Genomic DNA, 14,079 nt, shown 5'->3' on the forward strand with positions numbered 1-14,079 from the left:
AAACAATAAAATTTATTCGCAAAAAAAAGGATTTGTTCGCAGAAATACAGGTTTTATTCGCAAAAATAACATTTTATTCGCAAAAAAACAGGATTTATTCGCAAACTGGAAATTATCGCGGATTTTTTCCAGTACCTAGTCCACTCTCATAGATTTTCACATTAGCATAGATGGCAGAAAGAACAGGCGCAGCCAAATCCAATTCCTTGGCTTTCTCCAGCAAGTAGCCAAAGAGGTGATCAGCTTCTGTCAGTAGTGATTTTTCCATATCCCGCTGCAGGGAGGATTTCATTCCGTGCCCAATTTCATTCATTTTCCCAAGTGTGGCCTCAATAGCTCCTGATGCAAGCGGCGCGCCAATTTTCTCCATGATTGCCGCTGCTTCATGCACAAGTGTGTCGATTGTATTCCAGCCGTGCTCTTGATCGCGAATAGGACCGATTGGTGACCTGAACAGGGAGGTGATGCCGCTTAGGGAGGTGATAAATAAGTACTTGTGCCACATTTCCTGCTGAATTTTTTCAGAAAGGCGGAAACTTGCCTTCGTTCCGCTGAATGCTTTTTCCAGCTGTAAAATTCGTTCCGTTTTTTCGCCATTCCATTCACCGAATACGAAATCATGGATTGGGCTGGTTTGAACGATTTTTCCATCCTGATCCAGTGTTGTCTCGATAAAGCATAGGCCGCCTATTATTCTTTCAGCCCCAAAAGCCTCTTTCAGCACATCTACATGGGCAATTCCGTTCAATAATGGCAGAACCATCGTGTCATCTCCCACATACGGCCTGATATCCTCGATCGCGCCCTCCAAGTGGTAGGACTTTGTAGAGACAAAAACTACATCATATGGTTCCACATTTTCTCCTGCCAAAATCGTCGCTGGTTTCTGAACATGCATATTCCCGTGAATGCTTTCGACCAGCAATCCATTTGATTGAAGCTGCTGCTGGCGCTTTTCACGCACCAAAAACGTGACATCTTCTCCTTCTTCTAAAAGGCGTCCGCCAAAGTAGCCGCCAATCGCACCTGCTCCTACGATTAATATTTTCATTTCCGCTAACCTCCTAGTCTATGTAAAAGTGCACGCCTGGAATCAAGCGTGCACAAGGGTTTCTTTAAAATTATCAGAAAGGTTTGTTTGCTTCAACTTCGAGGATTGTCCAGCTTCAGCGCCTCGAGGGGCTGGAGCTGGAGCTTTTATAATATTATACAAGAAAGGCTGCGAGCAGCCCTCCTGCAGTAATGAGAACAATGATGATTTTTGCGAGAAGGGGAAGCTGCTCTTTCCCTTTCTCATTCACCTGACTTTCCTTCTCATTGACCGTTTTGCGGTATTCCGGACTGCAGCATCCGCTCATCGTTACGCCACCCTGTTATAGCTGGAGATATCTTCATCAAGCGGGATGTTATTAGCCCGAGCCTTCTTGGCAGCATTGAAGAAAATAACCGTGATGACAACTGTTACGATTAATGCGCCGATATTGGAAACTGTCAGAGACTGGCCGAATCCAATTTGTGCATTAAGGATATAAGAAGTGGTAGCTGCTGTCATAAACATGCCAGGAATCACGGCAATCCAGTAATTCTTCTTGGCGATGAATAGGTACATGGCACCAACCCAAAGCGCGATTACTGCTGTTGATTGGTTAGCCCAGGAGAAGTATCTCCAAAGAATCGTAAAATCTACTTTTGTCAAAGCGAAAGAGATTACGAACAACGGAACAGCGATCCAAAGACGGCTGGCAATTTTCTTCTGTGAAAAATTGAAGTAGTCAGCGATAATCATACGCGCGCTTCGGAATGCAGTATCACCAGAAGTGATCGGAAGTACAATTACACCAAGAACAGCAAGCGTTCCGCCGATTGCGCCAAGCATAGCTGTTGAAGCTTCACTTACGATTGCCGCAGGTCCGCCGTTAGCAAGCATATCGTTCAAGCCGTTGTAGCCATCGAACAGGCTCATTGCCGCAGCAGCCCAGATCATTGCGATTACACCTTCAGCAATCATCATGCCGTAGAAAATCTTACGGCCTTGTTTTTCATTTTGCGTTGTACGAGAAATGATCGGTGTTTGTGTTGCATGGAAACCTGACAGTGCTCCGCAAGAAATTGTTAAGAACAATAGCGGGAAGATCGCTGCATTATCAGGGTGGAAATTCGTTAAAGATAATTCAGGGATCGGTGCTCCAGTGATAACAAGCATTGCGCCTACTCCAACCGCACTGATCAACAGCAATGCGCCGAAGATCGGGTAGAAGCGGCCGATGATTTTATCAACAGGAAGAAGCGTCGCCAAAATGTAGTAAACAAAGATTGCTGCAATGATGATTCCCATTGTTACCTTTCCGTCCATTAATGTATGGAGCAAGCCAGCCGGAGCTGTGACGAAAACGGTTCCAACTAATAGTAAAAGAAGAATCGCAAATGCATTAACTACGTGCTTCATGACTTTGCCAAGGAATTTCCCTGCAAGTTCAGGAAGGTGTGCACCTCGGTTACGAATCGAGATCATACCTGTAAGATAGTCATGGACAGCACCAGCGAAAATAGCGCCAAGAACGATCCAAAGGAAAGCAACCGGTCCGTAAAGCGCGCCCATGATTGGTCCGAATATAGGACCTACACCAGCGATATTAAGAAGCTGAATCAAAGAGTTCTTTGCTGTGGACATTGGCACATAGTCAACGTCATCATTATGTGTATAAGCCGGAGTGGAACGGCCTTCGTTCACGCCGAATACCTTCTCTACAAATTTGCCATACGTAAAATAACCAATAATTAAAAGTGCGATACCAGCTAGAAAGGTATACATATGAAACCTCCTCAAAGTAAATTGTATGCGTTTACATTGAGTATAATAGAGAAGGTGGAATTATGGCTGTTTTGTGAACAAGATGCAGGAAAATGAGCTTGAAGTGCAAAAATTGTCGATTGAAATGCAAAAAAGCATCTCTAAGATGCTTTATAGAATCTATAATTCCAGCTGAATCCTAAGTGATTTTACATAATTCCGGCTGACTGATAGCAGTTCTTCCCGGCCTTTAATTTCCAGTTGATAGGCTCCATTGAACCATGGAGTGAGGCGGGTAACGTAATCGAGATTGACAATATAGCTTTTATGAATGCGGAAAAAAGAATAGGCTGTCAGCCTGGCTTCCAGATCCTTTAAAGGAATCTTGGTTTCATATTCCCTGGTTTCGGTCACGATTTTTGAATACTTTTCTTCTCTCGATATGTACAGGATGTCATTTGGGTCGAGATAAAAAATCTCTCCATCTCCCTCAACGGCTAGCTTGCCGGTTTGCTTGACTGACTCCTGTTCTGCTGGCGGTTGGAAATGCTTTTCAATCCTGAGGACCGTCTCCTTCAACTGATTCTCATCATAAGGTTTTAGCAGGTAATCAACTGCTTCGTATCTGAAAGCCTCGGCAGCAAATTGCGGATAGGCCGTTGCGAACACAATCAGCGGTGTTTTTTTAAGCTCCATCAGTGTTTTTGCTGCTTCCATTCCATTCATTTTCGGCATTTCAACATCAAGGAAAACAACATCGGGATGGAGCTGTAAGGCCCTCATGACTGCAGCTTCACCGGATTCAGCTTCCCCGACAACCTGGATGGAAGGGAAGGACTGCAATAAATGCTTCAGCTCCTCCCTGCTGTATAATTCATCATCAACGATTAAAGTGCGTATCATCTTGTCCATTTGTCATTCCTCCGCTTGGGGAATTGTAAAGGAAATCTTCGTGCCTATTCCTGGCTCACTTTCAATCCTCAAGGAGGCTGATTCCCCAAAATTCATTGTTAGTCTTCTATTTACATTAAATAGCGCGATTCCGCTTCCTGTTTCAGAATCAATTATTTGTTTACCTAACTGATTAATCCGTTCCTTGCTCATTCCCTGTCCATTATCTCTCACCATTACTAGCGTGCTTTTATCAACTTTATGAATCTCTATATGGATTTGGCAGTCATGATCCATATTCTTGATTCCATGTTTTACGGCATTTTCTACGATTGGCTGCAGCGTCAGCGGCGGGATTTTAACAGGCAAAGCGTCATCTTCAATATCATAGGTAACCTTCAATTTTTCTACAAATCGAGCCTCTTCAATAGCTAGATAAGCTTTCACATGGGCTAATTCCTGTTCTAGAGTTGTCATCGACACCGTCGTTGCTGTCAGGTTCTGACGCAGGAAGTGGGAAAGAGACACTAACAGCTTTCTCGCCTTTGCTGGGTCAATCCTGATCAGCGAAGTGATGACATTCAAAGTATTGAAAAGGAAATGAGGGCTGATTTGTGCCTGCAGTGCCTTTACCTCCGCTTCCTTGGCAAGCTGATAGGCTTTTTCGGCTTCAGCAATTTCAAGCTGGTTGCTAAGCAGATTGCTGAGTCCGGAGATCAGTTCAATGACGACATTGGTGATTTCTTTTTCTGATCTAAAATAAAACTTAAGCGTGCCAATCGTTTCGTCGCGCAGTTTTAATGGGGCAATCACCGCAGCGCCAAGCGGGCAGTTTTGCTCACGGCAGTGGATTGTTTCATCGTTGGCGACGACAAGCTTGCCGCTTTTCAGCACATCCCTCGTAATCTGCGTCTGGATAGGACTTGTTGAGCGATGATGGTCATCAGCAAGCCCGATATGGGCTAGGATTTCAGATTGGTTTGTGATTGCGACTGCACTGGTTTGGACTTCAGTGTGTAAAATCTGGCAGACAGCACGTGCTGAATCTTGATTAATGCCCTTGCGCAGGTAGGCAAGCGTCTGGTCGGCGATCCGCAATGTTTTTTGTGCGAGCATCGCCCCAGTCTTTTCTTCTTCCGATACAACATTCTTTATAACCATTAAGAATAGGGCAGACCCAAGTCCATTTGCAATAATCATTGGAACTCCGATAATTTCGACGAGTGTTTGCGCTTGCTCATAAGGCTTCGCAATCAAAAGGATAATCAGCATTTGCACCGTTTCGGCAATCGCCCCGACCAGGAAGGCGGTCCTCAGGTTGACATTGTTTTTCTTCTTTTGAAAACGACCTGCGATGATTCCGGCAACTATTGCTGCGAGTCCGCAGGCAAGAGCGGTAAAGCCTCCGAGCGTGAAACGATGCAAACCTGCGATTAGGCCGGCGCCAATACCGACCTTGTAGCCGCCAAGCAAACCGGCAATCACGATTCCGATGACCCGGGAATTGGCAATCGCTTCATCAGATGCCAGGTCGGCAGTCCAGGGGTCGAACCGTAGCGTATCGGTTGAAAAGCTCATCCCTGAATATGTACCAATAATCCCGAAAAAACCAAAGAATACAATCGCAAAATATTGCTGTCGCCTGTTCAGGGAATCATGGTAAATCAACCCCCGGAAGAAGCGGAACCTTGTTAAAATGAAGGCAATCGTCACAATGATGCCAAGCCGTTCCAGCATCGTAATGAGTAATTCAAACATAACCGTACTCCTCAGGAAGTATTTGCACTTATTTTAAATGAATGGTTGAGAAAAACAAAGATACACTGTCCGATTTTAAATAAGTATAAGCCTGGCGTGCTGCTGCCAGGCTTTGTTTTAGGGGGAAATGCATTTTTGCTTGTGCAATTATGGTGGAAGTGGGTTGGTTATAGCAAAGCTTTTATTTATATAGCGACTTTTGGGTTTTTATAGCGATATTCAAATTTATATAGCGAAAATATGATTTATATAGCGAAATTCTATTTTTTATAGCGAACTGGAAATTTCGCTTGATTTTTTCCAGTTCGCCGCCAATACTAAATCTTAATTTATATTAATATTCCCGCTTGATACATCAGCTTTGATTTCGAATTTTCCGCTTCGGTGTTTACCGCTCAGGCGGTTGTCAGACTGCTCTTTGTCCTTAAGCTGAAAATTGCTTGATATGTTTCCGCTGCTGATCTTTCCGTTCAATGTGAAGTCGGCATCCTCAGGCAGATCCAAACCGATATAACCAGAGCTGACGTCCAGGTTTACATCATCCAGCAACTGGCCCATCTGGATTTCTAGCTTACCGGAGGAAACATCTGCATCCAACTTTCCAGAATAGTTTTTGACAAGGACCCTGCCGGAGCTGACATCAAATGAGCCGGTCACGGCATCAATGAGATTCATTTCCACCTCTCCGGATGAACTCTGGCTTTCAAGATTTTCAACATCGAAGTTTTCCAGTGTAAGGCTTCCTGAACCAATATTGAGTGCCAGATTTCTTAGCTTCATAGGTTTGTCGGCCGACTGACCGTTAAAATCAATCTTCCCGGAGCCGAGCTCGATATCCATGTCTTTATCGTAGTCTTCAGGGATATAAACGGTGAGGGAAGTCTGATCCCTCTCAAACCAGTTGAACCAGAAGAAGCCTTTCCGTTTGACAGAGACCTCTATTTCATCACCATGCCGCTTAACTTTTACCGTACCTTTTCCTTCTAATTCTGCGCGGACATCTTGAGTGTCCTCAGGAACAATTTCCGTCTGTACACTGGAAACATCAATCTTGATTTTGTCCGTTTGATCAGTTACCTTAATCGAATCTTTCGCCCTGGCAAAGTTCATTCCGTCGCCATCAAAGATGTAATTCCAGGCAATATAAGCCCCGGTAATCACCAGGAAAATAACTAAAATCCGTTTCATTTTTAAAATCTCCTCTCAAATCTCATTCTATATCCAGAATAAGGGGAATCACTCTAAATCCCAATGCACCTCCGATTTAAATCTCGATAGGACCTGAGGCTGATTTCTGAATGGGTCGCTCAGCGGGACTCTATTCGAGAGATCTCAGCAACAATCCCTAAAAAAAGAAGCCAGATTTCCGTATACCTGGGAATCTGGCTTCTTGTTGTTAGTTAAGCTTTGGCTTCGAAAAGTTTAGCAATTTCTACAATTGTTTCTACTGATTTCATCATGTTATCAACAGAGATATATTCGAATCTTCCGTGGAAATTCTCTCCGCCTGTAAAAATATTCGGTGTCGGCAGTCCCATATAGCTTAGCTGGGAACCGTCTGTGCCACCCCGGATCGGTTTGACGATCGGCTTGATGCCGAGGTTTTCCATTGCTTCATAGGCGATGTCGACAATTTCTTTAACCGGCTCGATTTTATCCTTCATATTATAATATTGGTCATTCATTTCGAGTTCAACGCGGGTTTCACCATAAGTCAGCCTTAATTCATTGGTGATTTTCTGCACCAAATCCTTTCGTGCCTGGAAGCTGTCTCGGTCAAAATCACGGATGATATAGTGCAGCGTCGTTTCCTCCACATCACCATTGATCGAACTGAGGTGGAAGAAGCCTTCATATCCTTCCGTATGCTCAGGCGCTTCTTCTGCTGGAAGTTTGCTGTTGAATTCCATGGCGATTTTGGCCGAGTTCACCATTTTTCCTTTTGCTGTTCCAGGGTGGACGTTCTTGCCTTTAAATGTCACCTTGGCGCTGGCTGCGTTAAAGCTTTCATACTCCAGCTCGCCAAGCGGACCACCATCGACGGTATAGGCGTATTTTGCATTGAACGCCTCGACATCGAATTTATGAGGTCCTCTTCCGATTTCCTCATCTGGCGTGAAAGCGACACGGATCCTGCCATGTTTGATTTCCGGGTGCTTGATCAAATAAGCCATTGCTGTCATGATTTCGGCGATTCCGGCTTTATTGTCAGCACCAAGCAGCGTGGTTCCGTCAGTGGTGATCAGAGTATGTCCTTTATATTGAGGGAGTTCTGGAAAATCAGCAGGCGACAGGATGATATTCTGTTCATCATTCAGGATAATCTGGTTGCCCTCGAAGTTTTCCACAATCTGCGGATTAACATTTTTGCCGGTAAAATCAGTTGCTGTATCGACATGAGCCAGAAAGCCGATTGTAGGTACATCTTTTTCCGTATTGGCAGGAAGTGTGGCCATCACATAACCATTTTCGTCAATACTGACTTCCTCCATACCGATTGATTTCAACTCCTCGACCAGCATATTGGCAAGAGTGAGCTGGCCTTCCGTCGAAGGAGTGGTTTCACTGTTTTCATTTGATTGAGTATCAACTTTTACATAAGAGGTAAATCTTTCGATAATCTCATTTTTCATTGTCTTTCATCTCCCATTTGTATGTATATTTTCATATTAGCACAGAACGTCTGAAACACCATTTGAAAAAGAATGAAAATTCCATTTTTTACATGTATAATGTATGGAAAAGGAGGCTGGGGAATATGGGTTATGTGTTCACGGCTATTGTACTGTTTGTTGTGTTTTATTCGATTTATAGAATCATCACTTCCGGGAAGCTGCCAAGCAATACCTATACTCCGTTTGATGATCTTGCCGAGGGAAAAAAGAAAGATGATTGATATCGTGTCATCATTGTCCTGATATAGTCTCTCTGGTCCATCACGATCACATTGCAAAAACTGGCTGCAAGAATAACAGATGGGCAGGTTCGCAACTCAAGCTTCTGGAAGAAATCAAGAAAGAACTAAAAAAAGACAGAAAATGAACTTTTCACTTTACATATATAAAAGTTAAGACTAGGATTAAGATAATTGAATATTCGATTTACTACTAGGGGTGCCCTGCTGCGGGCTGAGAGGAAGACGCTAAGTCTTTTAACCCTTCGGACCTGATCTGGGTAATACCAGCGTAGGAAAGTAGTGTGAGAGAAGTTTTCTTACTTTGCTTTTAAGCCAGGTCCATTTACGGATCTGGCTTTTTATTTTTTAAGGAGGAATCAGGATGGAAAAAAGAGAGATTGCTGGCTTGCTAGAAAGAGTAAGGAGGGAGAATCCGCTCGTCCATAATATCACCAATGTAGTGGTCACCAATTTTACCGCTAATGGACTGCTGGCTTTGGGCGCATCCCCGGTGATGGCCTTTGCACATGAGGAAGTCGCTGAAATGGCAGGCATGGCGGGGAGCCTTGTGCTGAATATCGGAACGTTGCGGCCGGAAGTCGTTGAGTCGATGCTGATTGCCGGTAAAGCGGCAAATGAGCAGGGAGTTCCGGTCATACTTGATCCGGTCGGCGCGGGGGCGACTGCTTATCGGACCGAAACTGCGAGAAGGCTGATGGAAGAATTAGAGATTTCGATTATCAGGGGAAATGCTGCGGAAATAGCGAATGTTGCCGGTGAAACCTGGAGCATACGCGGTGTTGACGCAGGAGATTCAGATGGGGATGTAATCGAGCTGGCTGAATCCGCAGCGCAAAAATTGAACACGATTGTAGCACTGACAGGGAAGGAAGACGTTATCACAGACGGGAAGTCTACGTTTGTAGTCAGTAATGGACACCCAATCCTTACGAAGGTAACCGGTACCGGATGCCTGCTGACTTCGGTAATCGGGGCATTTACAGCAGTTGAAAAGGATTTTCTGAAAGCAGCAGCTGTTGCAGTGATCATTTATGGAGTAGCAGCGGAAGTTGCCGCAGACAAAAGCGCCATGCATGGACCGGGAAGTTTTCAAGTAGAGTTCTTGAACCAGCTTTACCACTTGGATGCTGAGGAAATCTACAATAAAAGTTCTTTTGATAAAAGGTTGTTTTCGTAAAGATTTTTGTTAAAATCCTAAAGCCGATTTTAACGTAATATAAAGCTAATTTGCAGGTCGGTATTAAGTTTGTTGCTCTTTTCTCATTATTAGAGTCAACTTTCATAGAAACATAGTTCATTCATTACTATTTTGCGGTCAATAGCAACAAAGTTTAGAAAAGAGCCTAATAAAAGGAGGTAAATGATTATGAAAAAAGCACTGACAATCGCAGGGTCGGACAGCGGCGGGGGGGCCGGAATCCAGGCAGACCTGAAGACGTTCCAGGAGCTGGGTGTATACGGAATGTCCGCGCTGACAGCAGTAACAGCGCAAAACACTCTTGGCGTTCAGGGAGTTTATCCGTTGACGGCAGAAGCTGTGGCAAGGCAAATCCAGTCTGTTGGCGAGGACATTGGGACCGATGCCTTGAAAACTGGGATGCTTTTTAACGAGAAAATCATCGAAGCGGTCGCGGGAAAGATTAGAGAGTTGAGCTTGGAAAGAGTCGTAATCGATCCGGTCATGATTGCGAAGGGAGGAGCTTCATTGCTTCAGCAGCAGGCTGTTTCGGCCCTCAAAGAACATTTGCTTCCGCTCTGTCTTATCATCACTCCGAACATTCCTGAGGCCGAGGTGCTGACAGGTATGTCTATCAGGACGATTGGTGAAAAAAAGGAGGCGGCTAAACGGATCCATGAGCTCGGAGCTAAAAATATCGTTATAAAAGGCGGTCATGATGAGGAAACAGTACAATCTGTTGATGTCCTTTTTGACGGAACGGATTTTACGTACTTCTCCACTCCAAGGATTGGGACGAAGAACACCCATGGAACAGGCTGTACTTTTTCAGCTGCAGTCACGGCACAGCTCGCGAAAGGAGCTTCGGTCCATGAATCAGTTTCTGTGGCGAAGGAGTTCATCCAGGCTGCCATTGCCAATCCGCTGGATATCGGGAATGGACATGGACCTACTAACCATTGGGCCTACAATACAAAAAAGGAAGGCGAGGTCAGCTCATGGCGAGAATCAGTCCTGAACAAATGAGAAGCTTGCTGACGCTTTATTTTATCGCCGGCAGTACGAACTGTTTCGCGGAACCAGTCAGGGTGCTTGAAGATGCGATTCGCGGAGGGATCACGATTTTTCAGTATCGGGAAAAAGGGGAAGGCTGTCTTAATGATTTTGAAAAGCTGGAGCTAGGCAAGAGGCTGCAAAAAGTTTGCAGGGAAAATGGCATTCCCTTCATTGTGAACGATGATATTGAACTTGCCATGGAGCTTGATGCAGATGGTATTCATATTGGCCAAGAGGATGAGGACGCTGCCCAGGTGCGCAGAAAAATTGGCGATAAGATACTCGGAGTTTCTGTACATAATCTGGAAGAAGCTGAAACAGCGAAGCTTGCAGGTGCAGATTATTTTGGGGTTGGGCCGATTTTTCCGACGGCCACAAAGAAGGATACAAGAGCAGTCCAGGGAACTGCATTGTTGGAGCAGCTAAAGGACTTTGGCATACCGATTGTCGGAATCGGCGGTATCAATGCGGACAATGCAGGAGCTGTAATGGCTGCCGGAGGTGATGGAGTTTCTGTGATCACAGCGATCAGCCAAGCGGAAGACGTCAAGGAAGCTGCAGCAAGATTAAGAGACACATTAAACGGAGGTAGAAAATGAGACACACACAAAAACTTACCCTCACCGCAATGATGATGGCGATCGGTACATTGACCAGCCATATGTTATTCATCCCGCTCGGAATCGTAAAGGTGTTCCCTGTGCAGCACTTTATCAATGTTTTATCAGCCGTGTTGCTTGGACCCTATTATGCTGTTGCCCAGGCATTTGGCATTTCTTTGCTGAGGAATATGATGGGAACCGGTTCAGTTTTCGCTTTTCCTGGAAGCATGATTGGAGCTCTTCTGGCAGCCTATTTATATAAAAAGACGAAGAAAATGGAGTTTGCTTTTGCGGGGGAAGTAGTTGGCACCGGAATCATTGGAGCGATTGCCAGTTATCCGATTGCTGTATTGTTCCTTGGCAAAGAAGCGGCGCTGTTTGGAATGGTACCAGCATTTTTGGCCAGCTTGCTTGCTGGTGCGGCAATTGGCTTCGTGCTTCTGAAAATTTTCTTGAAGAATGCAGCAGTTAGATTGGAGATGACCAACAGATGTAGTCTGGAAATGATTTCATCCTACTGCCTTTAGCTGGAAAAGGGAGAAGTCCTGCTATATGATAATAAATAGATTCATATATACCAGCTGAAAAGGGTGACAATTTTTGAGCACAGAGAACAAGCTAGGATTGGTAGTGGACGTTGAGACAACTGGACTGGGACCAGATTCAGATGAAATAATAGAATTGGCTGTGAAGCTATTTTCCTTTCATGAGGAATCAGGAGAAATTATCGATATTCTAGATGAAGATTCTTATTTAAGGGAGCCGCTGTCGACAACGGCACAAAGAAACTATGACAGGGCCTACCGGATTCATGGAATCCACTATGATATGGTGCGCGGAAAGACATTTTACGATGAGAAGATTATGAATTACTTCAATCGCACTGATGCGATTTTTGCCCATAATGCATCCTTTGACAGAAGCTTTTTATTCAGGATGTATCCGGAAGTCAATGAGATGAAATGGTATTGCACAATGAAGAATGTCCAATGGAAAAATCATGGCTTCCCGAACAGCAAGCTGCTGACATTATTGCAGGCGCATAATATTTCGAAATTCCAGACCCATAGAGCGATGGATGATATTACATATTTGACGGAACTCTTGAAGCAGCAAAATCCAAACGGCGATTTTTATTTAAAAGAAGTGCTGGAATATGGCCCGATGCGGAAATACCAGCCTGCTCAAAAACAGAGAAGAAGAATGTTCTACTAGAAAAGGTGCCTGAATTCAGGCACCTTTTCTATTTTTACAAGACATATAGATATACGCTCAGGAAATGGGCAGTGCTTCCGAGCATGATGAAAATATGGAAAATCTCATGGAATCCAAGGTGCTTTGAACGGAGGAAATCGGGTTTCAAAGCATATATGACGCCGCCAATCGTGTACATGATTCCCCCGGCTACAAGCCAGAAAATACCGGCCGTATCCAAGACAGATGATAGGGGTGACACGACGAAAATAACCATCCAGCCCATGACAATATAGATAGAGGTCGATAGCCATCTTGGACTCTTGAACCAAATCATCTTAAAAAGGATTCCGCACAATGCAGCGAATGTGATGATGCCGAATAATGTCCAGCCAGTCACTCCATTGAGACTGATCAGGCAAAACGGTGTATAGGTTCCGGCAATCAGTACGAAAATCATCGAATGGTCAATTTTCCTGAGGAAGGCGATCACGCTATCTTTGCTGATGACCATATGGTAGGTAGCGGATGCGGTGTACAGCAGGATCATGCTGATGCCGAAAATCGTAACGGATGTAATCGCGAGTGCAGAACCGGTAGTAATCGAAGCTTTAATGACGAGTGCAAGCAGGCCTGCAAAGGATAGTAAGGCACCTGCCAGGTGAGTCAGGCCATTAATTGGTTCACGGATGTAGCTGTTCATTTTCAAACCTCCATATCACTTTATGTAGTATTAATAACTACTTATAATAATATACGTGTAATGATATGTAGTCAATGTTTACGATTGTCCTTTTTTGCATTATAATAAAATAAAAAATGTTGAGGGAGATACTTTGAATAATAATCTAGCAGACTTGCTCGCCGAACTTGGCCTTGAAAATAATATCGCACTGGAAGACATTCCGGAGATCGACTTGTATATGGACCAGGTCATCCAGCTGTTTGAAAAGAATTTCGGCAGTTCAACAAGGAATGAGGATGAAAAGGTCCTCACGAAAACAATGATTAATAATTACGCTAAGGGGAAGCTGTTTTTTCCGATTAAGAATAAAAAGTATTCGAAGGAGCACCTGATCCTGATCAGCCTGATTTATCAGCTGAAGGGCGGTTTATCCATCCAGGATATCAAGCAGACTCTAGAAGGAATTAACGAGAAGACTGAGACAGGGGAAATTCCGCTTGGCCAGTTTTATCAAAGTTTCTTGAATCTTCATGAAAAAAACATCGAGATTTTTAATGAGGATGTTCTCAAAACTGAGCAAGAAGTGAAACGAGAAGTGGAGAGGCTTGAGGCAGATGAACCAAAGGAGCTTGAAACGATTCTTCTGATTGCATCTTTGATTAATATTAGCAATTTTTACAGAAGGACAGCGGAGAAGCTAGTTGACAGGCTTTCAGACGAAAAAAAGAAAAAGGACTGAACCAGGGTGTATTTGACAGTAAAAGAAGCAGCGGAATACTTAACGATTCCGGAAAAACAGGTGGAGAACATGATTTTCCAAAGAAAAATAAGAGCTATTCATGATGGCGAGCATTATTTAATTTACAAGGATCAATTCAACATGCATATGAAACAGGTTGAGAAATATAAGAAGCTCGTTGAAGAAATAATGAATGAACCGGTGCCTGAGGATATCGACATTAAAGATGAAGATTAAAAAAACGCGAAAGGACTGATCCTTTCGCGTTT

16 protein-coding genes and 1 riboswitch are annotated in these 14,079 nt (G+C 44.0%); of the genes, 8 read left to right on the forward strand and 8 right to left on the reverse strand.

Features of this window, described 5'->3' with window-relative positions; genetic code table 11:
- Nucleotides 1-112: 112 nt before the first annotated feature.
- The 7 genes from FOF60_RS04650 to pepT all read right to left on the reverse strand — a co-directional run bounded on the left by FOF60_RS04650 (nt 113) and on the right by pepT (nt 8,073).
- Nucleotides 113-1,051 (reverse strand): ketopantoate reductase family protein, encoded by a 939-nt coding sequence (locus FOF60_RS04650; RefSeq protein ID WP_192469549.1) that lies wholly within the window; start codon nt 1,049-1,051, stop codon nt 113-115.
- A 154-nt stretch (nt 1,052-1,205) separates the two neighbouring features.
- Entirely contained in the window at nt 1,206-1,358 is a 153-nt protein-coding gene (locus FOF60_RS04655) for a hypothetical protein (RefSeq protein WP_192469548.1), read from the reverse strand.
- Between the two features lie 2 nt (nt 1,359-1,360).
- Nucleotides 1,361-2,812, reverse strand: coding sequence for a carbon starvation CstA family protein (locus tag FOF60_RS04660; protein ID WP_192469547.1), 1,452 nt, complete (start codon nt 2,810-2,812; stop codon nt 1,361-1,363).
- Between the two features lie 159 nt (nt 2,813-2,971).
- On the reverse strand, nt 2,972-3,703 hold the full coding sequence (locus FOF60_RS04665; protein ID WP_192469546.1) for a LytR/AlgR family response regulator transcription factor: 732 nt from the start codon (nt 3,701-3,703) through the stop codon (nt 2,972-2,974).
- Between the two features lie 3 nt (nt 3,704-3,706).
- Nucleotides 3,707-5,440, reverse strand: coding sequence for a sensor histidine kinase (locus tag FOF60_RS04670; RefSeq protein ID WP_192469545.1), 1,734 nt, complete (start codon nt 5,438-5,440; stop codon nt 3,707-3,709).
- Nucleotides 5,441-5,764: 324 nt separating this feature from the next.
- Nucleotides 5,765-6,628 carry a LiaG family protein gene (locus tag FOF60_RS04675; RefSeq protein WP_192469544.1) on the reverse strand — a complete coding sequence of 288 codons (864 nt, stop codon included), beginning with the start codon at nt 6,626-6,628 and terminating at the stop codon, nt 5,765-5,767.
- Nucleotides 6,629-6,840: 212 nt separating this feature from the next.
- Entirely contained in the window at nt 6,841-8,073 is a 1,233-nt protein-coding gene (pepT, locus tag FOF60_RS04680; protein WP_192469543.1) for a peptidase T, read from the reverse strand.
- A gap of 125 nt (nt 8,074-8,198) precedes the next feature.
- Here pepT and FOF60_RS04685 point away from each other — a divergent pair, with 125 nt between their 5' ends.
- From FOF60_RS04685 to FOF60_RS04710, 6 genes are all read left to right on the forward strand, one after another.
- Nucleotides 8,199-8,336: a DUF3951 domain-containing protein gene (locus tag FOF60_RS04685; protein WP_192469542.1), complete on the forward strand. Its 138-nt coding sequence runs from the start codon at nt 8,199-8,201 to the stop codon at nt 8,334-8,336.
- Between the two features lie 203 nt (nt 8,337-8,539).
- Nucleotides 8,540-8,649, forward strand: a riboswitch (TPP riboswitch).
- 69 nt (nt 8,650-8,718) lie between these two features.
- Nucleotides 8,719-9,534: a hydroxyethylthiazole kinase gene (gene thiM / locus FOF60_RS04690; protein ID WP_192469541.1), complete on the forward strand. Its 816-nt coding sequence runs from the start codon at nt 8,719-8,721 to the stop codon at nt 9,532-9,534.
- A 183-nt stretch (nt 9,535-9,717) separates the two neighbouring features.
- Nucleotides 9,718-10,560 carry a bifunctional hydroxymethylpyrimidine kinase/phosphomethylpyrimidine kinase gene (gene thiD, locus FOF60_RS04695; protein WP_192469540.1) on the forward strand — a complete coding sequence of 281 codons (843 nt, stop codon included), beginning with the start codon at nt 9,718-9,720 and terminating at the stop codon, nt 10,558-10,560.
- On the forward strand, nt 10,533-11,189 hold the full coding sequence (thiE, locus tag FOF60_RS04700) for a thiamine phosphate synthase (protein ID WP_192469539.1): 657 nt from the start codon (nt 10,533-10,535) through the stop codon (nt 11,187-11,189). The genes thiD and thiE overlap by 28 nt, the downstream gene beginning before the upstream one ends.
- Nucleotides 11,186-11,719, forward strand: coding sequence for an energy coupling factor transporter S component ThiW (thiW, locus tag FOF60_RS04705; protein ID WP_192469538.1), 534 nt, complete (start codon nt 11,186-11,188; stop codon nt 11,717-11,719). Before thiE ends, thiW begins: the two co-directional genes overlap by 4 nt.
- Nucleotides 11,720-11,792: 73 nt before the next feature.
- Complete coding sequence (locus FOF60_RS04710) at nt 11,793-12,407, forward strand: exonuclease domain-containing protein (protein ID WP_192469537.1); 615 nt, start codon at nt 11,793-11,795, stop codon at nt 12,405-12,407.
- A 34-nt stretch (nt 12,408-12,441) separates the two neighbouring features.
- Here FOF60_RS04710 and trhA read toward each other — a convergent pair whose 3' ends face one another.
- Entirely contained in the window at nt 12,442-13,089 is a 648-nt protein-coding gene (trhA, locus tag FOF60_RS04715; RefSeq protein WP_192469536.1) for a PAQR family membrane homeostasis protein TrhA, read from the reverse strand.
- 133 nt (nt 13,090-13,222) lie between these two features.
- Between trhA and FOF60_RS04720 the strand changes: the two genes are divergently transcribed.
- Together FOF60_RS04720 and FOF60_RS04725 are read left to right on the forward strand one after the other, a co-directional pair.
- The gene (locus FOF60_RS04720; RefSeq protein ID WP_225649752.1) at nt 13,223-13,810 is read left to right on the forward strand and encodes a DUF1836 domain-containing protein; all 588 of its coding nucleotides are present in this window, start codon (nt 13,223-13,225) and stop codon (nt 13,808-13,810) included.
- Between the two features lie 6 nt (nt 13,811-13,816).
- The gene (locus tag FOF60_RS04725) at nt 13,817-14,047 is read left to right on the forward strand and encodes an excisionase family DNA-binding protein (RefSeq protein ID WP_192469535.1); all 231 of its coding nucleotides are present in this window, start codon (nt 13,817-13,819) and stop codon (nt 14,045-14,047) included.
- The last annotated feature ends 32 nt before the right edge of the window (nt 14,048-14,079 follow it).

It is taken from the genome of Mesobacillus jeotgali (assembly GCF_014856545.2).
Classification (GTDB): Bacteria; Bacillota; Bacilli; order Bacillales; family Cytobacillaceae; genus Mesobacillus.